At 59.3% G+C, this 24,568-nt stretch carries 28 protein-coding genes; 19 read left to right on the top strand and 9 right to left on the bottom strand.

Annotated elements, in window-relative coordinates; genetic code table 11:
- Position 1: 1 nt before the first annotated feature.
- The 5 genes from cutA (at position 2) to ACR3FE_RS01560 (ending at position 5,665) form a co-directional block, all read left to right on the top strand.
- Positions 2-304, top strand: coding sequence for a divalent-cation tolerance protein CutA (gene cutA, locus ACR3FE_RS01540; RefSeq protein WP_458204872.1), 303 nt, complete (start codon positions 2-4; stop codon positions 302-304).
- Positions 304-495, top strand: coding sequence for a hypothetical protein (locus ACR3FE_RS01545; protein WP_458204873.1), 192 nt, complete (start codon positions 304-306; stop codon positions 493-495). The genes cutA and ACR3FE_RS01545 overlap by 1 nt, the downstream gene beginning before the upstream one ends.
- A gap of 408 nt (positions 496-903) precedes the next feature.
- Positions 904-3,741, top strand: coding sequence for a DEAD/DEAH box helicase (locus ACR3FE_RS01550; protein ID WP_458204874.1), 2,838 nt, complete (start codon positions 904-906; stop codon positions 3,739-3,741).
- A 134-nt stretch (positions 3,742-3,875) separates the two neighbouring features.
- Complete coding sequence (locus tag ACR3FE_RS01555; protein WP_458204875.1) at positions 3,876-4,964, top strand: sodium:phosphate symporter; 1,089 nt, start codon at positions 3,876-3,878, stop codon at positions 4,962-4,964.
- Positions 4,965-5,020: 56 nt separating this feature from the next.
- On the top strand, positions 5,021-5,665 hold the full coding sequence (locus ACR3FE_RS01560; RefSeq protein WP_458204876.1) for a pyroglutamyl-peptidase I: 645 nt from the start codon (positions 5,021-5,023) through the stop codon (positions 5,663-5,665).
- Here ACR3FE_RS01560 and ACR3FE_RS01565 read toward each other — a convergent pair whose 3' ends face one another.
- Positions 5,666-5,902 carry an Lrp/AsnC family transcriptional regulator gene (locus ACR3FE_RS01565; protein WP_458204878.1) on the bottom strand — a complete coding sequence of 79 codons (237 nt, stop codon included), beginning with the start codon at positions 5,900-5,902 and terminating at the stop codon, positions 5,666-5,668.
- Positions 5,903-6,006: 104 nt separating this feature from the next.
- Here ACR3FE_RS01565 and ACR3FE_RS01570 point away from each other — a divergent pair, with 104 nt between their 5' ends.
- Positions 6,007-7,527 carry an HTTM domain-containing protein gene (locus ACR3FE_RS01570; RefSeq protein WP_458204879.1) on the top strand — a complete coding sequence of 507 codons (1,521 nt, stop codon included), beginning with the start codon at positions 6,007-6,009 and terminating at the stop codon, positions 7,525-7,527.
- Between the two features lie 85 nt (positions 7,528-7,612).
- Complete coding sequence (locus ACR3FE_RS01575; RefSeq protein WP_458204881.1) at positions 7,613-8,635, top strand: hypothetical protein; 1,023 nt, start codon at positions 7,613-7,615, stop codon at positions 8,633-8,635.
- Positions 8,636-8,660: 25 nt separating this feature from the next.
- On the opposite strand, the gene ACR3FE_RS01580 is transcribed toward ACR3FE_RS01575, so the two are convergent.
- Complete coding sequence (locus ACR3FE_RS01580; protein ID WP_458204882.1) at positions 8,661-10,808, bottom strand: CDC48 family AAA ATPase; 2,148 nt, start codon at positions 10,806-10,808, stop codon at positions 8,661-8,663.
- 77 nt (positions 10,809-10,885) lie between these two features.
- On the opposite strand from ACR3FE_RS01580, the gene ACR3FE_RS01585 reads away from it, so the two are divergent.
- The 3 genes from ACR3FE_RS01585 to ACR3FE_RS01595 all read left to right on the top strand — a co-directional run bounded on the left by ACR3FE_RS01585 (position 10,886) and on the right by ACR3FE_RS01595 (position 12,307).
- Positions 10,886-11,020 carry a DUF7128 family protein gene (locus ACR3FE_RS01585; RefSeq protein WP_458204883.1) on the top strand — a complete coding sequence of 45 codons (135 nt, stop codon included), beginning with the start codon at positions 10,886-10,888 and terminating at the stop codon, positions 11,018-11,020.
- A 69-nt stretch (positions 11,021-11,089) separates the two neighbouring features.
- A complete protein-coding gene (locus ACR3FE_RS01590) occupies positions 11,090-11,236 on the top strand; it encodes a hypothetical protein (protein WP_458204885.1) in 147 nt (48 codons plus the stop codon).
- Positions 11,237-11,392: 156 nt separating this feature from the next.
- The gene (locus tag ACR3FE_RS01595; RefSeq protein WP_458204886.1) at positions 11,393-12,307 is read left to right on the top strand and encodes a cation diffusion facilitator family transporter; all 915 of its coding nucleotides are present in this window, start codon (positions 11,393-11,395) and stop codon (positions 12,305-12,307) included.
- A 3-nt stretch (positions 12,308-12,310) separates the two neighbouring features.
- On the opposite strand, the gene ACR3FE_RS01600 is transcribed toward ACR3FE_RS01595, so the two are convergent.
- The 3 genes from ACR3FE_RS01600 to ACR3FE_RS01610 all read right to left on the bottom strand — a co-directional run bounded on the left by ACR3FE_RS01600 (position 12,311) and on the right by ACR3FE_RS01610 (position 13,613).
- Positions 12,311-12,649: a DUF8070 family membrane protein gene (locus ACR3FE_RS01600; RefSeq protein ID WP_458204888.1), complete on the bottom strand. Its 339-nt coding sequence runs from the start codon at positions 12,647-12,649 to the stop codon at positions 12,311-12,313.
- 263 nt (positions 12,650-12,912) lie between these two features.
- Positions 12,913-13,161, bottom strand: a complete 249-nt coding sequence (locus tag ACR3FE_RS01605; protein ID WP_458204889.1) for a DUF7508 domain-containing protein — start codon at positions 13,159-13,161, stop codon at positions 12,913-12,915.
- Positions 13,161-13,613, bottom strand: coding sequence for a DUF5796 family protein (locus ACR3FE_RS01610; RefSeq protein ID WP_458204891.1), 453 nt, complete (start codon positions 13,611-13,613; stop codon positions 13,161-13,163). Before ACR3FE_RS01610 ends, ACR3FE_RS01605 begins: the two co-directional genes overlap by 1 nt.
- Before the next feature lie 150 nt (positions 13,614-13,763).
- On the opposite strand from ACR3FE_RS01610, the gene ACR3FE_RS01615 reads away from it, so the two are divergent.
- Genes ACR3FE_RS01615 through ACR3FE_RS01625 form a run of 3 tightly spaced genes read left to right on the top strand, consistent with a single transcriptional unit; the run spans position 13,764 to position 16,000 of the window.
- Positions 13,764-14,834 (top strand): hemolysin family protein, encoded by a 1,071-nt coding sequence (locus ACR3FE_RS01615; RefSeq protein ID WP_458204892.1) that lies wholly within the window; start codon positions 13,764-13,766, stop codon positions 14,832-14,834.
- Between the two features lie 57 nt (positions 14,835-14,891).
- Entirely contained in the window at positions 14,892-15,737 is an 846-nt protein-coding gene (locus ACR3FE_RS01620) for a shikimate kinase (RefSeq protein ID WP_458204894.1), read from the top strand.
- Positions 15,734-16,000 (top strand): chorismate mutase, encoded by a 267-nt coding sequence (locus ACR3FE_RS01625; protein ID WP_458205995.1) that lies wholly within the window; start codon positions 15,734-15,736, stop codon positions 15,998-16,000. The genes ACR3FE_RS01620 and ACR3FE_RS01625 overlap by 4 nt, the downstream gene beginning before the upstream one ends.
- A gap of 35 nt (positions 16,001-16,035) precedes the next feature.
- Here the strand turns inward: ACR3FE_RS01625 and ACR3FE_RS01630 are convergent, their stop codons facing one another.
- Positions 16,036-16,791 carry a helix-turn-helix transcriptional regulator gene (locus ACR3FE_RS01630; RefSeq protein ID WP_458204895.1) on the bottom strand — a complete coding sequence of 252 codons (756 nt, stop codon included), beginning with the start codon at positions 16,789-16,791 and terminating at the stop codon, positions 16,036-16,038.
- 103 nt (positions 16,792-16,894) lie between these two features.
- Between ACR3FE_RS01630 and ACR3FE_RS01635 the strand changes: the two genes are divergently transcribed.
- Positions 16,895-17,323, top strand: a complete 429-nt coding sequence (locus tag ACR3FE_RS01635) for a DUF5367 family protein (protein ID WP_458204897.1) — start codon at positions 16,895-16,897, stop codon at positions 17,321-17,323.
- Between the two features lie 374 nt (positions 17,324-17,697).
- Here ACR3FE_RS01635 and pip read toward each other — a convergent pair whose 3' ends face one another.
- Together pip and ACR3FE_RS01645 are read right to left on the bottom strand one after the other, a co-directional pair.
- Positions 17,698-18,657 carry a prolyl aminopeptidase gene (gene pip / locus ACR3FE_RS01640; RefSeq protein ID WP_458204899.1) on the bottom strand — a complete coding sequence of 320 codons (960 nt, stop codon included), beginning with the start codon at positions 18,655-18,657 and terminating at the stop codon, positions 17,698-17,700.
- A gap of 512 nt (positions 18,658-19,169) precedes the next feature.
- The gene (locus tag ACR3FE_RS01645; RefSeq protein ID WP_458204900.1) at positions 19,170-20,132 is read right to left on the bottom strand and encodes a winged helix-turn-helix domain-containing protein; all 963 of its coding nucleotides are present in this window, start codon (positions 20,130-20,132) and stop codon (positions 19,170-19,172) included.
- Between the two features lie 235 nt (positions 20,133-20,367).
- Between ACR3FE_RS01645 and ACR3FE_RS01650 the strand changes: the two genes are divergently transcribed.
- From ACR3FE_RS01650 to ACR3FE_RS01670, 5 genes are all read left to right on the top strand, one after another.
- Positions 20,368-20,541: a DUF1059 domain-containing protein gene (locus ACR3FE_RS01650; RefSeq protein ID WP_458204901.1), complete on the top strand. Its 174-nt coding sequence runs from the start codon at positions 20,368-20,370 to the stop codon at positions 20,539-20,541.
- 16 nt (positions 20,542-20,557) lie between these two features.
- A complete protein-coding gene (locus ACR3FE_RS01655) occupies positions 20,558-21,640 on the top strand; it encodes a class I SAM-dependent methyltransferase (protein WP_458204903.1) in 1,083 nt (360 codons plus the stop codon).
- 290 nt (positions 21,641-21,930) lie between these two features.
- Positions 21,931-22,563, top strand: a complete 633-nt coding sequence (locus ACR3FE_RS01660; RefSeq protein ID WP_458204905.1) for an FkbM family methyltransferase — start codon at positions 21,931-21,933, stop codon at positions 22,561-22,563.
- 40 nt (positions 22,564-22,603) lie between these two features.
- A complete protein-coding gene (locus ACR3FE_RS01665; protein WP_458204906.1) occupies positions 22,604-23,050 on the top strand; it encodes a GNAT family N-acetyltransferase in 447 nt (148 codons plus the stop codon).
- A gap of 386 nt (positions 23,051-23,436) precedes the next feature.
- On the top strand, positions 23,437-24,006 hold the full coding sequence (locus tag ACR3FE_RS01670) for a GNAT family N-acetyltransferase (protein ID WP_458204907.1): 570 nt from the start codon (positions 23,437-23,439) through the stop codon (positions 24,004-24,006).
- 53 nt (positions 24,007-24,059) lie between these two features.
- On the opposite strand, the gene ACR3FE_RS01675 is transcribed toward ACR3FE_RS01670, so the two are convergent.
- Positions 24,060-24,530, bottom strand: coding sequence for a GNAT family N-acetyltransferase (locus ACR3FE_RS01675; RefSeq protein ID WP_458204908.1), 471 nt, complete (start codon positions 24,528-24,530; stop codon positions 24,060-24,062).
- Positions 24,531-24,568: the final 38 nt, after the last annotated feature.

Raw genomic sequence — 24,568 nt, forward strand, 5'->3', positions numbered from 1 at the left:
CATGCCGACCGCGTACATCACCGCACCGGAGGAGACCGCTGGCGAACTCGCGGAATTACTGGTCGAGGAGCGGCTCGCGGCCTGCGTGAACCGATTCCCGTGTACCTCGGTATATCATTGGGACGGCGACGTGGTTCACGACGAGGAGGTCGTCCTTCTGGCGAAGACGACCGACGAGGCGTGGGACGAGTTGGTCGCCCGAGTCGAAGCCGAACATCCCTACGACGTACCCTGTATCGAACGATTCGACGAAGATGGGATGCTGGAATCGTTCGGCGCGTGGATCCACGAGGAGGTGGAGTGATGGACCGGGACGAGGGAGACGGAGAGGAACGACAAACAGATCGGCAGACCGGCCCGTGGGTACTCGCGCTCGGCGTTCTGGCAGTCGGGGTTGGAGCAGTGGTTCGTGAAGTTCGTCGGAATCGAGGTGAAAAACCCCGGCAGAACCGAGCCGAGGAAGTTCGCGGAGTGAGCGACGAAGACGATGCCTGATTCGGTCGCTTGAAAGGTTCTGGTCGTACTCGGCGAGAAGATTTTGTGTCTGGTTGGATGATTTCTCTTTGGAACCAATTTCGTCGCGGTGGCACGCGAAGGCACGCTCTCCGGGCGTGCTGGACGAAGCACGACCCCGTCAGCACTGCAAAGCGAGGGAGCAACGTTCTCGAGAGTAACCACCGGGAGCGAACGAGAACAGCGAAGAACTCGTTCCTTCGCGTGCGACCGAGTTGAGGAGCGCAGCGTGGTGCGCGCGAGTTCAGCATGTGGGGGCTTTCGAGGACGACGCTACCGCGATAGCACGGTTCTCTCGAATAGAAAACGATACTCTCGAAAACAAAACCCCCAGACCACTCGCGAGGGCAATGGACTTAATTCGCCTGAACCCCTACCCGGAAATCACGAATGAGCGACCAGCAGGCCGCGGATTCTGCGGCCTTCGCGCGATTCGGCTCCGAGGTACGGTCGGCGCTCTCGGAACGCGGGTTCAAGACGCCAACCGAACCTCAGAAGCGCGCGATTCCACCCCTCGCAGACGGAAGTCACGGACTCGTCATCGCGCCGACCGGGACTGGAAAGACCGAGACGGCGATGCTCCCCGTGTTCGATTCGATCGCCGAGGCCGAACCGCAGTTCGGCATCTCTGTACTCTACATCACCCCGCTCCGAGCCCTGAACCGCGACATGCGACAGCGACTGGAGTGGTGGGGCCAGACGCTCGACGTTCGAATCGACGTTCGCCACGGCGACACCACCGACTACCAGCGCCAGAAACAGGCGAACGACCCGCCGGACGTGCTGGTGACGACCCCCGAGACACTACAAGCGATGCTCACCGGGTCGAAGTTGCGGAAAGCGTTGGAGGACGTACGTCACGTCGTCGTGGACGAGGTTCACGAACTCGCCAGCGCGAAACGCGGGGCGCAGTTGACCATCGGACTGGAACGACTGTACGAACTCGCGGGGGAGTTCCAGCGGATCGGCCTCTCGGCCACGGTCGGCGACCCCGAGGAGGTCGGGAAATTCCTCACCGGAGATCGGGGCTGTGAGATCATCGAGGTGAACGTGGGGAGCAAGGTCGATTTCCGGGTGTACGAACCCGAGATCGGAGACGAAGACGAGCGACTGGCGAGAAAGCTGATGACGAATCCGGACATCGCCAGCCACGTCCGGGCGATTCGAGATATCGTGGACGACCACGATTCGACGCTCATCTTCGTCAATACGCGCCAGACCGCCGAAGCACTGGGGTCGCGCTTTCTCGAACTCGGCACGAACATCGGCGTCCACCACGGCAGTCTCTCGAAAGAAGCCCGGATCGACGTGGAAGACCGTTTCAAGGCGGGCGAGTTAGACGCCCTGCTCTGTACCTCCTCGATGGAACTCGGTATCGACGTGGGGCGAATCGACCACGTCGTGCAGTATCAGAGTCCGCGCGAGGTCGCGCGCCTGCTCCAGCGCGTGGGCCGCGCGGGCCACCGGATGGACGAGGTGTCGGAGGGAACCATCGTCACCTCGCACCCCGACGACGCGCTGGAGGCGATGGCGATCGCCCGGCGCGCGACCGAGGGCGACGTGGAGCCTGCGCACATCCATCACGCGAGCCTCGACACGGTGGCGAATCAGATCGTCGGTCTCGTCATGGATTTCGGTGAGATCGACGCCCGGCGAGCCTACGAGATCGTCACTCGTGCCTATCCCTTCCGCGACCTCGAAGAAGACGAGTTCAAGGCGGTCGTCCGGGAACTGAAAGGGAATCGGTTGGTCTGGCTGGACGAGGAGAAAGACCAGATCGAGAAATCGAGCAAGACGTGGCAGTACTTCTACGCCAACCTCTCGATGATTCCCGACGAGGAAACCTACACCGTCTACGACATGGCGAGTGGGTCACCGGTCGGGTCGCTGGACGAGCGATTCGTCGTCAACTTCGCTGAACCCGGCGAGGTGTTCATCCAACGTGGCGAGATGTGGCGCATCGCGGAGATAGACGACGAAGAGAGTCGCGTCAACGTCTCCCCCATCGAAGACCCCGGTGGCGAAGTTCCCTCGTGGGTCGGCGAGGAGATTCCGGTTCCGTTCGAGGTCGCCCAGGAGGTCGGCGAGATGCGTGCCGTCGCCGGGCCGCAGTTCGAGCGCGGGGCACCCCGAGAAGGAGTAGCAACGGAGTTCACGAACCGCTATCCGACCGACCAGCACACCGCCGAGTCGGCACTCGAACAGATCGACCGACAGGCCGAAGCCGAGGCCCCGATTCCGACGAGCGACCGGATCGTCGTGGAGTACGCCCCTCAGAAGATCGTCGTCAACGCCAGTTTCGGCCACAAGGTGAACGAGACGCTCGGTCGGATGCTCTCGTCGCTCGTCGGCCAGCGCACAGGGTCGTCGGTCGGCATGGAGATCGACCCCTACCGGATCGAACTGGACGTGCCGCCGAAAGTCGATGGTCGAACGGTCATCGAAGTGCTGGAGACTACCGATCCCGAGCACGTCGGTCCGCTCATCGAACTCTCGCTGAAACACTCCGACACCCTCAAGTTCACGCTGGCGCAGGTGGCCGCCAAGTTCGGCGCGCTCAATCGCTGGGAGGGGCGAGGGCAGGTGTCGATGGGGCGATTGCTTGGTGCGCTGGAGGACACCCCGATGTACGACGAAGCGGTACGCGAAGTGTTTCACGACGATCTCGCGGTCGAGCAAGCAGAAGCCGTGCTCCGTCGGATTCAGACGGACGAGATCGAAGTCGTCTCGACCGGCAGGCGAACCCCGGTCGGAAGCGGTGGTCGCTCTTCGGGCCGAGAACTGCTCGCGCCCGAGAATGCCGACGCGAGCGTCATCCAGACGGTCAGAGAACGGATCGAGAACGACCAGACCATCCTGTTCTGTCTGCACTGCCAAGACTGGAAACGGAAGACGAAGGTAAAGCGCGTCGCCGACCAGCCGAGATGCCCGGAGTGCGGTTCGACGCGAATCGCCGCCCTCAACCCGTGGGCCGACGAGGTCGTGAAAGCGGTCAGGGCCAACGAGCGAGACGACGAACAGGAGAAGATGACAGAACGCGCGTTCCGAGCCGCGAACCTCGTTCAGAGCCACGGCAAGCAGGCGGTCATCGCGTTGGCAGCGCGTGGCGTCGGCCCGCAAAATGCTGCCCGGATCATCGCTAAACTGCGAGAGGACGAAGACGATTTCTACCGCGATATCCTCGCACGAGAGCGAGAGTACGCCCGGACGCAGGCGTTCTGGGACTAGTCGCTCTCGTCGTCACATTCACGACCGCGAAATCGCCCGTGTTCTCCCTGAAGAGCGTTCCGGATACATGAGTTCGACACTCCATTTCGAGTCGGGACAATCCTTTAGCCTTCAAGGGGAGTATCTCTGGGCAGGTGGGAAGGATTAGTTGGGAGACGGTTTACGAACGATTTCCTTCACAGCGACAGTTATCGCTCTCGCTCCGGGTGCTCGCAACCGTATTTCTGTTCCTTTTTGCGATTCGACTGTTACGATCTTCGACAGACGCGCTCGCCCCCTTTCTCTCACGGGTTCTGCAACAGGTGGTCGTCGGCGACTGGTCGGCGCTCGGCATCAGTTGGCTCGCCTCGTACGTACTGGCGAACGGTACCATCGTCGCTGCCCTCGCGCTCTCCCTGTTCGAATCGAACCTCATCCTCCCCTCGCAGTTGTTCATGATGATAATCGGCTCTCGGCTCGGGGCCGCCGCCATCGTCGTCCTCATCGGGGCGTTCGATTACGTGCACGAGGAGATCGACACACTCCGTGAGTCGGTGAGTCTGGGACTGCTCACGTTCCTTCTCACACATTCGATATACCTCCCGGTGTTGGTGCTAGGATACGTCTCGATACCGTGGGTTCTCCCTTCGGTACCGGAACGAACCGGTGTTCAACCGAAGACGGACGTTCCAGACGTATTCCCGATACTCACCGAGGGAGTGATCGAATCGGTCGGTGCTGAGGTGGCGTTCGTGATCGCGATCGGTGCGATCTTCCTGAGCATGCGACTGTTCGACGGCATCCTCAAACGCATCGACGTACAACACCTCCGGGGACGGTACCTCACCCGTCTGGACGACAAGTGGGTCTCGTTCGGTCTCGGACTCATCGTCACCGGACTCACGACCAGCGTCGCATTCTCGCTCGGCGTGGTCGTTCCACTTTACAACCGGGGGCACATCAAACGAAACGAGATCATCCCCTACGTTCTGGGCGCAAACATCGGGACGCTGGTCGATACGCTCGTCGTCGCAATCGCGCTCGATACGCCGATCGGTGTGATGACCGTCGTCGTGTTGCTGGCCTTCGGAATGCTCGTGACGATGCTGACGTTGCTACTGTATCCGGCGTACACTCGATTCATCGATGCGATGCAGAACGAACTCGTCAGTACCGTTGCCTATTTCGCCGGGTTCCTCCTCTCGCTCCTCGTGGTGCCCTTGCTGCTCATCTTCTTCGGTTGACGCTGCGTCCCGACAGACTGACAATCGTTAAGCCACACCGAACGAGAAAATTTGCCATGACGCTCCTCCTGACCGGCTACGAACCGTTCGGCGACTACGACGAAAATCCCAGCGAACAGGTGGCGCGCGAACTCGACGATGAGCAGATAGCGAGCCACGAAGTCTCGGGCCACGTCCTCCCCGTGGAGTTCGAACGAACAGCAGACGAGATGCGATCACTCGTCGAAGCCCACGATCCGACCGTTATCGTCGCCACTGGCCTCGCGGCGGGACGACCAGGTATCAGCGTCGAGCGCGTCGGTATCAACGTCGACGACTGCGGAAGCACCCCGGACAACGCCGACGCCGAACCTCGTAACGAACGTATCATCTCGGACGCCGACGCGGGCTACTTCGCCACGCTTCCCGTCGTCTCGGTCGTCGAGAATCTGCTCGAAGACGGGATTCCGGCGCACGTCTCGAACACCGCCGGGACGCATCTCTGCAACAACGTCCTTTACTCGACGCGGGCGTATCTGGAGTTCGAAGAACGAGGTATTCCGATGGGGTTCGTCCACCTCCCCTGCACGCCCGCACAGGCGGCCCGGCAGGCGCGCGAGGGAGACGGTACGAATGGTGCGTCTGTGAACCCGAGTTTGCCACTATCGATGCAGACCAAGGCGATTCGGCGAACGTTCGAGGTTACGGTGGCCGAACAGTGACTACTCGGCTTCGAAGGCCACGCTCGTCATCGTCCGCTCGACGGGTGGCGCGTTCTGGATCTTCTCGGCGACGACGTGCGGGAGGTCGTCGGGGTCGTCCAGGTCGAGTTGCGCGATAACGTCGTACTCCCCTGTAACGATGTGTGCTGACGTTACTTCTTCGATTTCGGCGACTTCACGCGCTGCGTGCATCACGGACGACGGTTCGGCGCGGATGTGAACGAATGCGTCCGTCATGGTACGGCATACCACCGTGAGGCTAGTAGCTTTTACGGGCGAAATCCTTCGAGATGGATAGTCGAAGATAGAAGACTTATTCCGTTTCGTTACAACTCCCGGTCATGAACTGGTCGAGTGCGCTCCCCCAACGCCCGGTTGACCTGCGCGCGCTCGCTTCGAACCTCCGCGTCCGTAGCCGGAACGCACTCGCCCGCCGATTCGGTATCGACACGCGAGCACTGGCTGCGCTCCGTATCACGCTCGGACTGCTGTTGCTCACCGACCTCTTCGTTCGGTCGCGTGACCTCGTCGCACACTACACCGACTCAGGAGTTCTGCCGCGAGCAGCCCTTTACGAAGGATTTCCTGGAATCGCGCAGCTTTCGTTCCATACCGTCTCTGGAACTGCATGGGTACAGACCATCCTGTTTCTCGTGGCAGGTGGCTTTGCGCTGGCGCTCCTTCTGGGGTACCGGACGAGGCTCGTGACGTTCGTCTCGTTCGCATTGCTGGTATCGCTGCAAGCTCGCAACCCCGTCCTCCTGAACGCCGGGGACTCCATCCTTCGACGGCTCCTGTTCTGGAGTCTCTTCTTGCCTCTCGGTGACCGCTGGTCGGTGGATTCACTCCGTGCCGAGCGGCCACGGAGTCGGGTTGCGAGCGTGGCGTCCGCCGCGCTGTTGCTCCAGGTGGTACTCATCTACACCACGAATGCCGTGTTGAAACTCCGGGGCGACCTCTGGGTTCGTAGCGACGCGATCCTGTACGTGTTCAGTCTCGACCAGCTCACCGTGTTGCTGGGGGACGTGTTGGCTCAGTATCCAACACTGCTCAGACTCTTCGACAGAATCTGGCTCGCGTTGGTCATCTCCTCGGTGCTGTTGGTTCTCCTGACTGGATGGTCACGGGCCGTGTTCGCCTCACTGTTCGTCGGGATGCATCTCGGGATGCTCCTGACTATGCGCCTCGGGCTGTTTCCGCTCATCTCGATGGCTTCGCTGCTACCGTTCTTCCCCGGTGTGGTCTGGGAGAGGGTAGAGCGACGACTCTCGTCTCTCGAACCGAGAATCGATGTGATCGGCTGGCGCAAGCGATTCGCCAGTCTCTCGTCGGACTCCCGCTTCGAAATCCCGCCATCGGTTCACCAGTGGAAACGTCGGCCCGCATCCGTCGTCGTTGCCATCTTTCTGACTTTCATCCTCGTCTGGAACGCTGCCGCGCTCGGTTACGCCGACCTTCCCGAAAGCATCGATTCGACCGTCGACCCTGGGGAACGTCGCTGGGACATGTTCGCCCCGGAACCACGGGGAACCGATGGGTGGTACGTGGTTCCTGCACGACTCGAATCGGGCGACCAGATAGACGCCCTCCATCGGTCACCGGTTCGATGGAGGAAACCCTCGGACGTTTCCGAGACGTTCCCCAGTCATCGGTGGCTGGTGTATCTGCTCGATCTTCAACGGGGCGGAAACGCCGACCTTCGCCCTCACTTCGCCGACTATCTGTGCCATCGCTGGAACACGGCGCACGAAGACGATCTGGTCACCGTCACGGTCTACTACGTCGAGCAACCCACACGACTCGATGGCCCCGAACCGACTCGTAGGGTCGAACTCGTCGAACACTCCTGTCCGTCCGCCTGACTCACGCAGCTATCTCAGTCATCGAAATCACGCTCGAAAACGTGATAGATAGAAGACTTATACCGTCACGTATCGACGCTCGGATGTGAACCGGCCGGAGGTGTTCTCGGAGGTCGCTGAGCCCGACCTGACCCGTCGCCAGTTACTCGTCGGACTGGGTAGCGGTGCAACGACGATTGCGGCAGGGAAGGCGATAGACAACGCCCTCCTCGGATTCGGTGTCGTCACTGGAACGAATCTTCGTGAGCAGAACCTCACCGCAATCGCACGCAAACGATTTGAACCATCAGCGTTCACGACGACGGTCTCAGGGTATCGACTTCGATTCCGCGACAACGAGATTCACGTTCACGACAGTGAGACACGGCGAACCCTCTCACTGCCGGCATCTCCCGAAGAGGCTGCCGTCCTCGACGCCGAATTCGGACTCGGCGGCGGCCCGCTTGAACAACTCATCCGTGATTTCTCGGCCATCGATGCTGGCGCGTTTCGATTCGAATTCTCCCAGTACGAGCAGTTCTTCGACCGCCTGCAGTCAGCGGATGCTCGTCCGTTCACCGTCGAGGCGTTTCGTAGCAACCGCGTTCGGAACGTCGAGCCTGCGGCCGTCGAATCGTTTGCAGGAGCACCACCGGCGAACCCGAAGGCAACCCTCGAAGGTCTCGTCGACGGATTCCGTGAGTACACCGAATACGACCTTCCACGGTACATTGTGGGGTCTATCGAGGACAACGTCATCTTCGGAGCGATGGATCTTCGGCGACACTTCGAATCGCCGACGACGTTCGAGGCACTCGAATCAGGGAAGACGGACGGGATGTTCTGTTTCGAGTTCACGTGGCGTGCTATCGAGGCGTTACACTCGGTTTCCGCCGGTCGGCAACAGCCACCGGTTCTCGGTGCGACGGTCTACGACGACCGCCACGGACACACTTACGTCGGCGTGGCGAGCGTCGTCCGTGAGGAAGGTGACCTCGTCGTCCCGATGACGTTCGTCGATTACAGAAACTCGACCCTCTACGACGACTTCCATCTACGAGAGATTCTTCCGGGTGAGGGACTGGCGGCCTACGACCGCTGCTACCGTGCGAGCGACATCTACTGGTGACGGTTCCGACTGACATACAGGCTTCCTACATCGTCGGCTGGACGAACTCCCGCGCCACGTCGAAGTGGCGCGTTTCGATGACGATCTCGTCTGCCCGGTCGTTCGCCTCGTCCGCTCCCCACTCCTCGGCGGCCTCGCGGATGGCTCGCATCGAGGCGTTTCGAACGAGTGCTTCCAGGTCTGCGCCCGTGTAACCCTCCAGTTCTGCGGCAAGTGCGTCCAGATCCACGTCGTCGGCCAGCGGCTTGTCGCTGGCGTGGACCGAGAGGATCTTGCGTCGTCCGGCTTCGTTCGGGGCAGGGATCTCGACGTGGGATTCGATCCGACCGGGGCGAAGGAGTGCAGGGTCAAGGGCGTCGCGGCGATTGGTCGCCGCGAGGACGACGAGATTCGGATTTTCGGTGAGACCGTCGAGTTCGGTCAGCAGTTGCGAGACGACGCGTTCTGTCACCTCGTGTGACTCACCGCGTTGAGAGGCGAGGGCGTCGATCTCGTCGAAGAACACGATGGCGGGGGAGGCCTGTCTGGCGCGGTCGAACACGTCTCGAACCGCCTTCTCGCTCTCGCCGACGTATCGGTCGAGCAGTTCCGGCCCGGCAACGTGGATGAAGTTCACGTCGCTCTCGCCCGCCAACGCACGCGCGAGGAGCGTCTTTCCGGTGCCGGGTGGCCCGTAGAGCAGCACTCCTGTCGGTGGCTCAGTGTTCGTCGTTTCGAAGAGGTTGCTGTAGGAGAGCGGCCACTCGACCGCCTCGATGAGCGTCTGTTTCGCCTCTTCCAAGCCGCCGACGTTCTCGAAAGAGATTTCGGGGGCCTCCGCGACGAACTCGCGCATCGCGGAGGGTTCGACGCTCGACATAGCGGTGTTGAAGTCCTCGCGGTTGACCTCGACCGAGAGGAGCGCTTCGTCGTCACCCCCCGAATCTCGCGCTCGACGGAGGGCAGCCATCGCCGCTTCGGTGACGAGCGCGTGGAGGTCCGCGCCGACGAACCCGTGTGTCGTCGCGGCGAGACGGTCGATGGCGACGTCGTCTGCGAGTGGCATCCCGCGAGTGTGGACTTCGAGGATCTCGCGTCTGCCACCTTCGTCCGGTGCACCGATCTCGATCTCGCGGTCGAATCGACCACCCCGGCGGAGCGCCGGGTCGATGGCGTCCACCCGGTTCGTCGCACCGATGACGACGACTTCGCCCCGAGATTCGAGGCCGTCCATCAACGAGAGCATCTGAGCGACCAGCCGATTCTCCATGTCGCTCTCGTCGTCCCGCTTGCCGCCGAGGCTGTCCACTTCGTCGAAGAAGATGATGGCAGGCGCGTTCTCGTCTGCCTCGGTGAATATCTCTCGAAGGCGCTCTTCGCTCTCACCCTTGTATTTGCTCATCACCTCTGGTCCCGAAACTGAGATGAAGTGGGCGTTCACCTCGTTCGCCACAGCCTTGGCGATGAGAGTCTTACCCGTGCCGGGCGGTCCGTAGAGCAGGACGCCCTTCGGCGGGTCGATTCCCAGTCGACGGAACAACTCCGGATTCGAGAGCGGCAGTTCGACCATCTCCCGGACGCGGCGGAGTTCCTCGTCCATCCCGCCGATATCCTCGTACGTCGCGCCGGTCACCTCGGTCAGCGTCGTGTTTCCGCCAGCTGATTTCGTGGGCGTCACCGAATCCGTGAGATTCGACAGCGACACCTGGACGTCGGTGTCGCTCGTGATTCGAACGGTTCCATCCGGGTCGGTCTTCGAGACGACGAACAGACCTGCGTCACCCAATCGCTCGATTCTGGCGCGTTCTCCGGCACTCACGGGGCGATCCAGGAGTTCGCGCTTCGCGGCTGATTCGAGCGTATCGACGTCGTCCAGCGAGAAGTTCGCCTTCGGAACGACGGTGATCGATTTCGCGTCTGAAACGGAGATCGGTCGTACCGAAACCTCGTCCCCGATTCGAACGCCGGCGTTCGCTCGCGTTTCGGCGTCGATCTGGATGGTGTTCTCGGGGAGGGTGCTCGCGGCGGGCCACACCTTCACGACCGTCGTCTCGTCGCCCTCGACGGCGACGGTGTCACCGCTCAGCACGCCGAGTCGCTGGCGGGCCGCGTCGGCGATACGAGCGATACCGCGCCCGCCGTCGCGCTTTTCCGCGCCCCGGACGGTGAGCGTGACCGTCGGTTCATTCGTCATATCGCTTACTCGTCGCCCGATTGTCTTCAGGGTTTCCCGGAGAAATGCCTTTGTCCGATGCAGACCTAGCTTCAATTATGGTGGCCCAAACCGAGCGCGACGACATGACGTGGTTCCAGTGCGAACAGTGTGGGCTGATGTTCAACGACCGTGACGACGCGCGACAACACGAGGAAAACTGTGACGCAGAGGACCCTTCGTACATCCAGTAGGGTTCCACGAACAACACTTTCGACCCGTGCAAGCACAGTGTTGAAAGGAATGGCTGTCGTGCAACAAATATGGGAACTCGCACAACTATCGGGTGGTCGCTTTTCACGTCCGGCATCGTCACGCTGTTGCTCAAGTGGCTCCCTTACGATTCGCTCTACTGGGGCATCGGTCTGCTCGTGATCGGTCTGATCGTGATGTCGCGGCGAATAGTGTAGTCGTCACTCGTCTTCCACTCGATGTTCAAAAATCGATGAATCAGTGACGTACTCCTCAGAACACCCATTTCTGCAAGCTTTAGATTCACTCTAAAACCGATATTTGTTCAATCTAATCAACATATTCTTAACAGTAGCCGGTACACAACAGGACGAATGGCCGACCACCGCACTGCATTCCTCAAGGCGTCGTGGGTCAACGTCGCCACGAACGTCCTCAAGATCGTGGTGGAAGGCGGCCTCGGACTTGTCTTCGGGAGTCTCGCACTCGTCGCCGACGCCGCCCACTCCGTCGCCGACCTACTGGCCAGTGCGGTGGTACTGGTCTGGGGTCGCCTCTCGTTCGAGGGGCCGGACACCGACCACCCCCACGGCCATCAGCGATTCGAACCCCTCACTGCGCTGTTCGTCGGCGGAACGCTCGTCTTGCTCGGCCTGAAACTGCTTTTCGACGCGTGGCAGTCCATCCGGGCAGCACCCGAATCCCACTACAGTATCTTCCTCGTCGTTGGACTCGCGTTCGCGTTCCTCGACCGCTACTTCTGTTACTGGTACACGAAGCGCGTCAACCGCGTCGTTCAGTCCCCTGGTTTGACCGCCCTCGTCGCCGACAGCAAGAACGACCTCTACACCACTGTGGCGGCGGTCGTCGGTGTGGCCGGGATGGCCGGCGGCGTTCCCGTGCTCGACCCGCTCGCGGCCGCGCTGGTCAGCCTCCTTGTCATCCACCAGGGAATCGAGGTCTCGCGCGAGAACGTCGATTATCTCGTGGACACCGCCGCGCCCGAGCACGTCCGGGACGAGATTCGAGACGAGATCCTCGGCCACGACGACGTACACGGTGTTCACGACTTCACCGCCTACCACGCCGGAACAGTCCTGGAAGTCGAGTTCCACGCCGAAGTCGATGCAGAGCATACATTCATCGAGGCCCACGACATCGAGACAGAACTTCGGGACACGCTCATCTCGCGTCCTGATATCGGAGACGTTCACATCCATCTTGACCCGGCGGGACTCGGCGAGTGGAAGGACGCCGACGAAGAGCGAGCGTCACCGACCGGTAACTGAGTGTCAGAGAAGCGTACTGATCGCGACGATTCCGAACACCAGCAATCCGATACCGTAGAACACCGACCACGCTCTGGCGCTGGCGCGGTCGGGTGGGTCGAACACGTCGTTCGACCCCGACGAACTGAGGGCCGTCGACGCCCCTGCGGGGGTACCGCCACTAATCGGGCCGTTCTCCCCCGAACTTACTGCACGACCGAGCAGGAGCAACCCGACTGCGATGGCTCCCAGGAGCGCGTATCCGCGGACAGACGACGGAAGGACGTACGCGATCGTCACGGTGCCGCCCCCGAACAGAATCGTGTAAAGGCCGCAGGATCGAGCGAGGTATCTCCAATCCATACGAAACGTGTGACTACCAGCAGTAAATGTTTTTTCCCTGACTCAAGTAGATTATTAATAATTTGAATGAAATGACGAAGGAGTCCGTCAGGCGAGCGAACGATAGGTGGTACGACCCCGTAGCATCACTCCGAGGCCGATAGAGACGATTCCAGAGTTGAATTCGAAAACGAGCGGAAACGTACTCCACGGCGATCATCGTCCACCACTTAGTCATCGACTCCCTGCTCGCTGTTATCGTCAGATACGACGTGAACCAACGCTCACCCTAACCCCGCCCGTTCCCGGTGCTCTCGCGCCATCTCCTCGGCGTGCTCCCGCGACTGGCACGCCTCCCAGCGAACCTGCTCGGCATCGCTGTAGGTGAGATGGGTCTTCAGTTCGTCGCGCAGGACACCAGAGCTGATCTCCTGGACTTCGCCGTCGGAACCGAGTTCGTACATCCCCCAGCGTTCGGGCGCGCGCCCGACCGTCCCCCTGTCGAGGGTCTGCCAGCGTTTCGAGAGCGGCATTATTCCTCGGGGTCGTCGCCGTCTCCGTCCTCGTTCACGAACTCGAACGAGCGTTCTCCAAGTTCGTCCTCCTCGAAGACGAACACCCGGCCACGAGCGATGTCGGGGTCGGCATCTACCTCGATGGCGTATCCCTCCGAGCGCACCGTCACACCGGGGAACAGTTCTTCTTCCTCGCCGGGTTCGACGATGATCCGACCGACGCCACTCTCTTCGAGGATCTCGTCGTCGGTCTTGCGGTCGTTGACGTAGGTCATCACACCTTCCGTCTCAGTGGGGTCGGTGACGAGCACCTGTACGAGCTTGCCGGGTTGGGTTCGGAGGGTATCCTGCACTTTCGCCGGAATCCCGTGGTAGAACACCTCTCGCCCGTCTGTGTACTCGACGACGATGCCGTCTTTGGTGAGTTCGACGCCGACTGTGTCCGGGGATACGTCGTTGCGGACGGTCATATCCGACGATTGACCGGGGAAGGGCAAAAGAGCCGCGTTCCGGGGTGGTGGTACCGAGTCGATCGAATATCGGCTAGTTTCTTCGAAATCTGGGCGTATCTCGTTATCTGGGCAAAGAACTTACCCTTCCGCTACTATTAGACAAAGCCGATGGAAACTCCGATAGTCGCTGCTCGGCTCGGCGTGGGACTTCTATTGATACTGACGAACGGATATTTCGTCGCCATCGAATTCGCCCTTACGCGGGTTCGTCAGTACTCAGAATCGGAGTTCGACACGCCTGGCCTGCGACGAGCGTGGGAGATGACGGATAACCTCGAACTATATCTCACGAGTTGTCAGGTTGGTATCACCGCCTCCAGTATCGCGGTAGGTATCGTCGCGGAACCAGCGTTAGCTGCCATCTTCGAGCCGATATTCGCCAACACCGGACTCGCCTCCGTCGGAGCGGGGGCGCTGCTCGGTTTCCTCATCATCAACCTCGTTCACTTGACACACGGTGAGCAGACGCCGACGTATCTCGGCGTCGAACGAACGAAGTTCGTGTGTCGGTACGGAGCGACACCATTGTACTGGTTCTATCGCGCTATCGCTCCGATAATCACGCTCGGCGACGGGGTAGCAAAGTGGACGCTGAAACTGTTCGGCGTCGAGATCACTGGCGCGTGGAAGGACGCCGAAAAAGACGCTATCGAATCGCGCGCCGACTTACGGAACGAATTGGGTTCGGTGCTCGAACGCGGTGACCTCCCAGAAGAGCGATACGAAGAAGTGATGAACGCGCTGAAGATCGGGGAAACGCCGATTCGGGATATCATGATTCCGCGCGAGGACATCATGGCCGTTTCGACGGAAGACACGCTCGAAGAGAACCTAAAGCGCGTTCGAAACCATCCTCACACTCGCTTCCCGCTCATCGGAGGGTCGTTCGACGACTACCGAGGTAACGTGTACATGCCAGCACTCTACCGCGAACACGACGCACTCGAATCGGGGGAGATGACGCTCGAAGCGGTCGCTCACCCTCCGATGACGATCGCCGCGAACACCACCATCAGCGACGCGCTCGATCTGTTGCAGATCGAAAATCAGGAACTCGCGTTGGTGATGGAGGACGGGGAGGTCGTCGGCCTCGTCACCGCGACGGACGCGCTCGAAGCGGTCATCGGCGACCTCCGCGACCCAACCGACGAGCGCTCTGAATCGCCTGCGCCTACCTGACGGGCACGAACTGCCACCACCGCCATCCTGAAGACGGCCCCTTGCGAACGCGAGAACATGTACGGACGCGCGAGCGCACCTGCCGCCGGGACGGTGCTCAACGCACTCGCCACGGGTACTGGGTCGGCGTTCGCCATCGACGCCGACACCATCGCGGAGGTGGAATTGGACGATTCCACCGAGATTCGCGGTGAGATCGCGGATTCGCAAGAAGCCGACACCCGCCTCATCGAGCGATGCGTCGAACTCGTCCTCGAAACCCAGGATGCCGACTACGGCGCGACGGTTCGCACCGAGAGCGAGGTACCGATGGCCTCCGGACTGAAGAGTTCGAGCGCCGCCGCGAACGCGACGGTGCTGGCGACCCTCTCTGCGCTCGATATCGAGATGCCCCGAGAAGACGCCTGCCGACTTGGCGTGCAGGCAGCCCGCGATGTCGGCGTCACCGTCACCGGAGCCTTCGACGACGCTAGCGCGAGTATGCTCGGCGGTGTAACCGTCACCGACAACGACCGAGACGAACTGCTCGCCCGCGAGGAGGTCGAGTGGGACGTGCTCGTCTGGACGCCGCCGGAGCAGGCATTCTCGGCAGACGCTGACGTCTCACGCTGTCGCCGGATCGCACCCATGGCCGAACTCGTCGCCGAACTCGCACTCGATGGAGATTACGGTCGAGCGATGACCGTCAACGGATTCGCGTTCTGTGGCGCGCTCGATTTCACGGCCGATCCACTGCTCGACGCTCTACCGGATGTCCGGGGTGTGACACTGTCTGGGACCGGCCCGAGTTTCGTCGCGGTGGGAGAGCAAGCAGTTTTAAAGGACGTGCGAGAGAGATGGAAGGCACGGGAGGGCACGACGTGGCTAACGACGACCCAGACAGACGGAACCCGAACGATATGACGCTCGCAGAGCTCCGCGAAGAGATAGAGTCCATCGACCGCGAGATAGTAGAACTCATCGCCCGCAGAACCTACGTCGCCGAGACGGTGGCGCGAGTGAAGGAGGCCGAGGACATCCCGACGACGGACGAGTCTCAAGAGCAGCGGGTGATGGACAGAGCAGGTGAAAACGCGAAACGGTTCGACGTCGATTCGAATCTGGTGAAGGCGATCTTTCGGCTGTTAATCGAACTGAACAAAGTAGAACAGCGTGATAAGAGGTAACGTTTAGTACAGATATCGGGCCGTGTTCTAACGCGTCACCGCTCGACGGTCACGCGTTCAGCGTCGGATTTGTACCTCGAAATCTGTGTTTCGGCCCAGTCGACGCTCTCCACTGTATCGTTTAGCAGTAATCCGGTCACGAGGTTCCCGTCTCGAAATTCGATACCCATCCGGCTCTCCTCTCCACGGACGACGAAGACACCGAACGGGACGTGACTCTCAGTCTGCCAGAGAACCGCCCCACTGTCGAGTAGTGACGCCACGGCGTCGTCCTGACTTCCTCGAAGGCTGTCTCCCAACTCTTTGGAGAGGACGAACTCGGCGGTCAGTTCACCACAATTCACTCGGTCGCTCACCACGTCGACGTTCTCGGTCGATGCCGCAGGAACGACTCCGCGTACGTCGTCCGCCGTTGCCAGCAGACGATGGGCGTATTCGAGATGGCGTCCTACGGAACCAGCGTCAGGCGTGACGAACTCTGAACCGACGAACACCACCGGGTCGATAGCCTCCGCTGGGAGTCCCGCGAGGACTGATCTCAGGACTGCTGTCTGAGCCAACTCCTCGTACCGACGGAGTGCGACCGACCCGAACAGCGTCGGACGCAATCCATCGCCGGTCTGCTCTATGAGTTCCATTTCCAGTAGTTGCGTGACACCCTTGTAGACCGTCGACTTCGCGTCTTCGAGGTCGTCGACGAGTTCGTGGCGCTCACGCGGCGACCTGCTCAACACGCGGAGTATTCCGTGACGCCGAGAGATGATTTCGACGAGTTCGGTGGGGTCTGTCACAGCTATCTGCCTTCACAGACGACTGTGGACGTGTAAAGGATTCCGAGGAGCGTGGAAATTCCCGACCAGACGGCTGATGATTTCATACGTCGATATATACTGTATGTCGACTGAAACGATGACCCAACGGGCAGAATCGCTCCCATCGCTCACCGCGCCGACGACTCGCGTCTTTCTCCTCCTTGGATTCGCCGTCTGGCTTGCGGCGACGGTAGCGTTTCGTCTCGCTGGACAGTACTTGCTCAACCCGTCTGCGCCCGTCGTGGTGGGAGGACTGTTCGTCGCCGTCGTGCCAGCGATGATTGGACTCGCATTAGTACTCTATCGGTGGCGTGGCGTGACAGGAGCGACACGACTGCAAGCCGCAATCGCGCTGGTACTCCCCGGCATGTTGCTCGACTCTCTCGCGGTCGCGTGGTTCGGGACTGTGTTCCCGAACATGGTTCCGGGTGCCGCGAAGTACTTCGGCGGAATGCTGTTGCTGGCCTACGCATCCATCCTGCTGTCGGGCTTCATCCCGAGTCGAAGATAGAACGCGGCAATTTAGGCGAAATCTGTAACATCAGTCTGAGACCTGAACAAGGTGGAGCAGCGGGAGAGTCGGTAGCCGAATTTTGGTGCTTCAGGGCTTCTCTCCCGGATCAGGTGGCTAATTATTCTTCCGGAAGTTGTTCTTTCGTTCCCAGATTGGTGAACGATACCACAGTTCCATAGCCGCCCGGGTACTGAATCGAAGCGTGACCGTGCGGCGACTGACGGAATATCCGAGGGACATCCGATCACAAGGCTGTCAATTGGCGGAAATTGCTACTGGTCGATGAATCAACGTACTGTAGTCCGGCAGATAACAGGAGTAGCGTGCTGCATACAGAGGACATCTTCATCAGGACATTGTCGACGGACGAGCTATCGCTCGGCGAATAAATCGAGCGCGTTGCGCACATGCACCCGCATCGTCTCACCGCCAGTGTGTCCTGAGTTATCAACGATACTCAATTCTGCATCTGGCCACGCACGATTGAGTTCCCACGCAGTTTCGAGTGGCGCAGCAAGATCAAGTCGACCATGGACCAGAACACCTGGGATGCCGGTCAAATGATCGGCGTTGCGTAACAGCTGTTCCTCATCGAGCCATGCTGCATGTGAAAAATAGTGTGATGCGATGCGAACGAACGACAATCTCCAAGCCAGCGAGCCGCTGCTATAGGCCCGTACCTCTTTTTCCGACTCATGAGAAATGACCGTGTCTTCCCACGCACACCATGCATTCGCGGCTTGTATCCGCACCTGAGAGTCGGGGTCGCCCATACGACGTGCGTAGGCGGCGACGATGTCGTCGTCGGTGTCAGCATCGGGGACACCTGCTCGGAACTGCTCCCATGCTTCCGGCAGGAAGCGGGACAGTCCCTGATAAAGCCAATCGATCTCAGATTGTCGGGTGGTAGTGACTGGTGAGATAACAATCTCGGAAACACGATCCGGATACTGTTCAGCGTACGCCAAGAGTAACGTAGAACCCCAAGATCCACCGAAGAGTAACCAGCGATCGATATATAGATGCTGACGAAGGTGTTCCATGTCGGCAAGCAAATGACCGGTTGTATTATAGCTCATATTCGTAGCCGGATCACTTGCAGGTGGTGTACTTTCCCCACATCCCCGCTGGTCAAAGAGAACTACCCTGTACCGATCCGGATCGAAGTACTGACAAGATCGAGGTCTACATCCTGATCCGGGGCCACCATGGACGACGAGGGCAGGCTTCCCATCCGGATTGCCATATTCCTCCCAATGCACTAGATTTTCGTCGCCCACATCTAATAGTCCTTGATTGTATGCTTCTTGCTGTGGGTAGAGATCAGCCATTCGTGGAGTCATTTGGGTGGGTCAAAATATACCTGTCTCATTCGTGGATTTTGACGTTGAGTGATGGAGCGAGAGGTGACGTCTTAACGAATGGAATCCCACGGTGACAAATGATAGATGCGCCCGTTTAGCTTCTGCCGGATTCGGACGGGATATACGCGCCCTGCATTCAGCACAAACGCGGTGATGTCTTACTGACTGCGGTTGTCAACATGGCTTCACCATCTGTGGCGCAGAGTCATTTATATGCGAGCCCGTGAAAGCGTCTGTATCGCTTGCTTTCGATAGTCTGAATTCTCTATAATGAGTTTATTCCGCCGAGTTATGTTACGGATTTCGTCTATCTGAACAAAGTGGAACAAAGAGAGAGCAGGTAGCCGAAATCAGGCATTTCAGGGATTTCATCGTCGGTCGAGCAGTCGATTCTTCTTTCGGCAGGTGCTCTTTCCTTTGACGGTAGGTCAGTGAGGGGGCAGTTCGGTTGCGCAGATAAGACAGAGAATCTCGTTCTCTTATTCTCGCCGGTTCACGTCTACCACTTCCATCCGTTCATCGTATGTGAGTCGTAGCGCTTCGTCCTCCAACAGAATCGAGATGCGGATACGAAACGGATCCTCCGAGAGGAGTTCCTCTTGGAAGTCGAGGAGGAGGTCGCGCTGTTCGTACGCGGCGAGGTCGAACTCGATGCCGTGCTCGTAATAGAATGCGATCACCGCCGGTTGTCTCGTCGGGTAGAACAGTGTCGGCATCCGCCACCGATACTTACACCCCTCGCAGACGTGCGAGACGAGCATCCAGAAGATCGATCCACAGCCCTCGCAGAACTGGTACTCGTCCCAATTCGGTTGGTGATCGTCGCAGATCTCGACCGAGGTGACCGGCATATCGCCCGCGCACTCCGGACAAACGCCGTCCATCACTGACGCTCGTCGATGAGCGCCCCAAATCCGGTCAGCTCCGTTAATTTCGTTCGGCGTCCGGCCCCGCAACCCTGATGGTGGAAATTCGTTCTTGCTGATAACGCCAGGCGGAAACGTTTCGACGCACCGAGCGTCGCAGCTGGTGCACTCCAAGTAGCGCCAACCGTCCCGGTAGCTCAACTCAGGTTGTCCTCCGCAGTACCAACACGCGATATTCACCTCCACGGATTCGATCTCTGGGTCGTCGATCGCGGCCCCGGAGAGGAGCATTCTGACGATCCGCTTTCCCGAATCCCTGAGCTCGTATCCGTCCTCGTTCCGACGGACGAAGTGGGTCGTGAGCTTGTTCAAGTGGTAGTTGAGGCGGCCAGGATCGTCGACGCCGACGCGTTCACGGAGTTCGGCGAACCGCATCGGCGTCTCGTCCGCTGGATCGTTGGCTTCCCAAAGGGCTTGCAGTATGACGAGTCTGGTTTCATCCGAGAGGATCTGAAATGCCTCATTCCCGGTGGGTGGTGCCGACCGTTCTGTTTCGCTCGTGCCCGGGGAAGCCATACAGTATAGATGTGAACGTGGGTAAAGGCTCTTTCCGTGTTACCATACAACACGGAAACGAGAAACCTCAATGGGTGTCGGCGGATGCCGGGGAACTTGACCCGAGATCCGTCGAGCTAGAAACAATGTATTGATTTGTTTATAGAAATAAGATTCGGTCAGCACTCCAATAGAAATGTAGTTCTAATTACTGTTATTCCGATTGCCGTCGATGGTGTATCTGGAGTGTTCAGAGATGGCACAAGCCCACAGGCTGGATTGTGAAGCGGCAGCAGCCGATTGCCGGTTCATTATTCAATCGGAAAACGAGGAAGAAGCGGTCGAATTGGCGAAAACCCACATGCGAGACGTTCACGGGAAAGACTACACGGACAAGGAACTCCGAAATGAAGTCCTAAAAATCGTGTAACAACGGAAACAAAACGATGGCAACAGAAACCCACGCGGAAGGAGATCCGATCAACGAAGAGAAACTGAACGAACTCGTGGAAACGTCGCTCGTCGATCTCGGCGCGACGATCCACGCTGCGCTGGCCGTCATCGGGGATGAACTCGGTCTCTATGCGGTACTGGACGACGCTGGGCCGCTCACGTCCGCCGAGGTGGCCGAGAAAACGGATACCGCAGAACGCTACGTCCGCGAATGGCTACGCGCGCAGGCAGCCGGCGGGTACGTGTCCTACGACCCCGAGACCGATCGCTATGGTCTCTCCCCCGAGCAGGCATACGTGTTAGCCAACAGGGAAAGCCCAGTGTTCATGCCGGGCGCGTTCCAGCTGGTCGCGGCAATATCGAAGATCGAACCCGAACTCCGGGATGCATTTCGAACGGGCGAGGGCATCGGCTGGCACGAACACGACGAAGACGTGTTTCACGGCACGGAACGCTTCTTCGGGCCATCTTATGGGGCGTTCCTAATCGACTGGATCGAGGCGTTTGACGGGGTTGATGAGAAGCTGAAAGCGGGCGGGCGGATTGTCGACGTAGGCTGTGGACACGGCGCACCGACGATCCGCATGGCCGAAGCGTACCCCAACTCGACGGTCGTCGGTATCGACTACCACGAGGCCTCGATCGCGGTAGCACACGAGCGGGCGGAAAAGGCGCGCGTCGCCGACCGCGTCGAGTTCGAGGTGGCAACCGCGAGGGAGTACAAGGGAACCGACTACGACCTGGTAACGATGTTCAACTGCTTCCACGACATGGGCGATCCTGTCGGTGTTGCGGCCCACGTCCGGGAGACGCTCACCGACGACGGGGCGTGGATGATCGTCGAACCCTATGCCGAGGATCGGGTCGAAGACAACCTCACTCCGTATGGCCGCCTCGCGTACTCGATTTCGACAGTGGCCTGTACACCGAATTCGCTCAGTCAGGATATCGGCTACGGTCTCGGCGCACAAGCGGGTGAGGAGCAGACTCGTAAAGTCGTCACCGAGGGTGGCTTTACGCGCTTTCGCCGCGCGGCAGAGACGCCGACCAGTCTGGTCTTCGAAGCGAAGCCATAGGAGTACCCAAGTAAGCCACCCTCGATCAGCTATTTATATACGAACACGACTGAGTACCCATACATCTCGATTTAGGGCGTTTGAGTTCTCAAAAGACGCTTTATTTGGATGGAGTGTGTTTCGGATTTCAGCTACCTGAAAAGGTCGAACAGCGGGAGAAACGGTAGTCCAAGACGAGTGTTTCAGACACTCTTACGGTTGGAAGAGACGACCACTGAGGCTGCTATTCTGGCTTCAAACGTTACCAAGCATCGAAAAGCGTTAAGCGGCGGATTCGAGTGGGTGGATTCATGTTGGATGCAACGGAGGAGCCAGCAGTTCACACCCGGATCTTGAACGGTGTCGCTGTTCCCGGCACCGGATTCGAGGAAGAGCACGACTACTATCCAGAACACGAGAACACCCCAGTCTGGGCGCTCCGTCGTCATGTCCGTCGTGGGGACAGTGTCGTCGTGGTCGGTGGTGGCTGGGGCACGACGACGGTCGTCGCCGCTCGGATGACTCACTTCGAAGGTGACGTGACGACGTTCGAACCGAGTTCGAAGATGCTCGAAACGATCCGGCGGACAGTCAGGGTCAATCGCGTCGCCGAAGTAGTTACCGTCGAACACGCTGCGGTCGGGTCAGTATCCGACTCCAGCGAACGGATCTTCGGGCTGGCGGACGGCGACCAGCTTGCCCCCGAGGATATCCCCGAATGTAACGTTCTCGATCTGGACTGTGAGGGGGCCGAGCTGGAGATTCTCCGTGGGATCGAGTTCAGACCCCGTCTCCTCACTGTGGAAGCGCATCCCCATCTCGGCTGTTCACACGACGAGGTCGAATCCCAACTCACCACCCTCGGGTACGACATCGAGGAGAAAGAACCGATAGAATCCGGAAGTGAGATCGTCAACTACGTCGCGATACGAGACTCGTCCTGAATCTTAGTGTTGATAAACGTATCAGTTACTAAGGAACACCATGGCAACCGCGAGAACGATTCGAGCAGACGAGCTCGATGAACTCTTGACGCTGTATCAGATGCTCAATCCCGACGACCCACCACTGGTACGAAGTGAAGAACTTCACGACCAGTGGCAGCGCATGATACGTGATGATTCACTCGAAATCGTCGTCGTCGAAGACGATGGCAGACTCGTCTCTTCGTGCGTGCTCTCGATCACCGAGAACCTAACCAGAAACGCTCGACCGTTCGGATTGATTGAAAACGTGATAACGCACGAAGACCGTAGGGGGCACGGGTTCGGAAAACGCTGTCTAGAGAAGGCGACCGAGATGGCCGAGAAACGGGACTGTTACAAAGTCATGCTGTTGACAGGTTCGGATACGCAGTGGAAACACGAGTTTTACGAGGAATGTGGGTTCGACAAGGGAGAAAAAACGAGATTCGTGTTCGACATGAAATAGTCGATGAGTGGTCGGGGTCTGTCTCGTGCCAGCGACGCACCGGATATCAGCCACTCGTCGGCTGCTCTCTTCGATTCGAAAGCACATTTCAGACGGAGTACGTTACAGCAGACGGAAACCTGACGGTGGTCGGGGGTCGCGTGACCGATAGAGAACGAACGTTCGGCGCGTGGCTCGACCTGACCGGATGTGACTTGTTCTGATCACTACTGAGAACCGACCAGAATACTTATCCCATCCGTGACAGTATTGAAGGATAGAGCTGACCGATGACCGTTTCGTTCTGATTCTGTGCTAACCGCCAACTCGTCCCCGACGAGTGCACAGCTCCAGCCATCGTTGTATCGTTCGACGAATGCCGTTCAGAGAAATCACGACAAGACAGCATGACAAGACCGACGTTCATCCACTGCGACCGCATCGACCTCAAACCAGCCGAAGAAGACGATATCGAGTTCCTCCAAAAAGGAGTGAATCACCCGAAAGTCCGCCAGTACATCAGTTCGTTCAGAACGCCGTACACCGAAGATCGCTACCGGGACGAGCTATGGTCGATAGAGAACGACGGAGATGGCGTCTCGCTGCTCGCGATTCCGAACGACGGCGAGTTCGCGGGTGAACCAGTCGGGTCGGTTCAACTGTTCCCGGTCAACGATGCAGACGGGTACGCGAACTTCGGTGTCTGGTTCCATCCGAAGGCGTGGGGCAACGGCTACGCCCTCGAGGCCAGCGCAAACCTCCTCGAATACGGGTTCCAACAGCTTCGATTGCACCGCATCTCGGCGACCACGATGGCTCCTAACGAGGCCTCGAAAACGCTCTGCGAACGACTCGGATTCGTCCACGAGGGAACCGCCCGTGAGACGCAGTTCGCCGACGGGGAGTACGTCGATGTCGAACGATACGGGCTACTGGTCGACGAGTGGCGAGGCCCCGAAGCGGTACTCGACAGATGACAGCGATGTAGCGGAGCAGTAGTCACTATCGAGTCCGATACGCAACCGGTGCCCTATCGAAGTTGCTTTTCCATGATGATCTCGTCGTAATCGCGATACTCCAAGGGGTACGTTCCCGTCTGCTCGTATCCACGACGCCGATACAGTTCGGGGAGGTACGGGTGTTCTTCCGGTGTTGTCAGCCAGATGGTATCGTAATCGCCGTCTCGAACTGTTTCCTCTACCTCATCCATCAAACGACCACCGACTCCCTTCCCTTTCCATCGTTCGTGGACACCGAGACGGCTGAGCTTTGCGCGGTCTGAATCCGTCACTTCGAGTCGAACCGCGCCGATGACCTCATCATCGATTGTAGCGACGTAGACCCGATTCTGCCGAATCCAGGCCGAGACCTCGTTTTCCGAGACGGATTCCGCTTTAGTGGGAAACCCAAGCTCACGGTTTTCCCGATACGCACTTCGGTACACTTCTGCGAGGGCGTCAGCGTCGGCAGCGTTAGCTCGCCGGATCTGCAGTTCGTCCATCCGATCTACAGGTTACAGAAGGTAATATAAGAGATTTT

The sequence above is a fragment of the Haladaptatus rarus genome, from assembly GCF_054177585.1.

Coding starts and splice junctions, on each gene's coding strand:
- cutA (WP_458204872.1), top strand. CDS start 2: ATGCCGACCGCGTACATCACCGCACCGGAGGAGACCGCTGGCGAACTC.
- ACR3FE_RS01545 (WP_458204873.1), top strand. CDS start 304: ATGGACCGGGACGAGGGAGACGGAGAGGAACGACAAACAGATCGGCAG.
- ACR3FE_RS01550 (WP_458204874.1), top strand. CDS start 904: ATGAGCGACCAGCAGGCCGCGGATTCTGCGGCCTTCGCGCGATTCGGC.
- ACR3FE_RS01560 (WP_458204876.1), top strand. CDS start 5,021: ATGACGCTCCTCCTGACCGGCTACGAACCGTTCGGCGACTACGACGAA.
- ACR3FE_RS01565 (WP_458204878.1), bottom strand. CDS start 5,902: ATGACGGACGCATTCGTTCACATCCGCGCCGAACCGTCGTCCGTGATG.
- ACR3FE_RS01570 (WP_458204879.1), top strand. CDS start 6,007: ATGAACTGGTCGAGTGCGCTCCCCCAACGCCCGGTTGACCTGCGCGCG.
- ACR3FE_RS01580 (WP_458204882.1), bottom strand. CDS start 10,808: ATGACGAATGAACCGACGGTCACGCTCACCGTCCGGGGCGCGGAAAAG.
- ACR3FE_RS01585 (WP_458204883.1), top strand. CDS start 10,886: ATGGTGGCCCAAACCGAGCGCGACGACATGACGTGGTTCCAGTGCGAA.
- ACR3FE_RS01590 (WP_458204885.1), top strand. CDS start 11,090: ATGGGAACTCGCACAACTATCGGGTGGTCGCTTTTCACGTCCGGCATC.
- ACR3FE_RS01595 (WP_458204886.1), top strand. CDS start 11,393: ATGGCCGACCACCGCACTGCATTCCTCAAGGCGTCGTGGGTCAACGTC.
- ACR3FE_RS01600 (WP_458204888.1), bottom strand. CDS start 12,649: ATGGATTGGAGATACCTCGCTCGATCCTGCGGCCTTTACACGATTCTG.
- ACR3FE_RS01605 (WP_458204889.1), bottom strand. CDS start 13,161: ATGCCGCTCTCGAAACGCTGGCAGACCCTCGACAGGGGGACGGTCGGG.
- ACR3FE_RS01610 (WP_458204891.1), bottom strand. CDS start 13,613: ATGACCGTCCGCAACGACGTATCCCCGGACACAGTCGGCGTCGAACTC.
- ACR3FE_RS01615 (WP_458204892.1), top strand. CDS start 13,764: ATGGAAACTCCGATAGTCGCTGCTCGGCTCGGCGTGGGACTTCTATTG.
- ACR3FE_RS01620 (WP_458204894.1), top strand. CDS start 14,892: ATGTACGGACGCGCGAGCGCACCTGCCGCCGGGACGGTGCTCAACGCA.
- ACR3FE_RS01625 (WP_458205995.1), top strand. CDS start 15,734: ATGACGCTCGCAGAGCTCCGCGAAGAGATAGAGTCCATCGACCGCGAG.
- ACR3FE_RS01635 (WP_458204897.1), top strand. CDS start 16,895: ATGTCGACTGAAACGATGACCCAACGGGCAGAATCGCTCCCATCGCTC.
- pip (WP_458204899.1), bottom strand. CDS start 18,657: ATGGCTGATCTCTACCCACAGCAAGAAGCATACAATCAAGGACTATTA.
- ACR3FE_RS01645 (WP_458204900.1), bottom strand. CDS start 20,132: ATGGCTTCCCCGGGCACGAGCGAAACAGAACGGTCGGCACCACCCACC.
- ACR3FE_RS01650 (WP_458204901.1), top strand. CDS start 20,368: ATGGCACAAGCCCACAGGCTGGATTGTGAAGCGGCAGCAGCCGATTGC.
- ACR3FE_RS01655 (WP_458204903.1), top strand. CDS start 20,558: ATGGCAACAGAAACCCACGCGGAAGGAGATCCGATCAACGAAGAGAAA.
- ACR3FE_RS01660 (WP_458204905.1), top strand. CDS start 21,931: ATGTTGGATGCAACGGAGGAGCCAGCAGTTCACACCCGGATCTTGAAC.
- ACR3FE_RS01665 (WP_458204906.1), top strand. CDS start 22,604: ATGGCAACCGCGAGAACGATTCGAGCAGACGAGCTCGATGAACTCTTG.
- ACR3FE_RS01670 (WP_458204907.1), top strand. CDS start 23,437: ATGACAAGACCGACGTTCATCCACTGCGACCGCATCGACCTCAAACCA.
- ACR3FE_RS01675 (WP_458204908.1), bottom strand. CDS start 24,530: ATGGACGAACTGCAGATCCGGCGAGCTAACGCTGCCGACGCTGACGCC.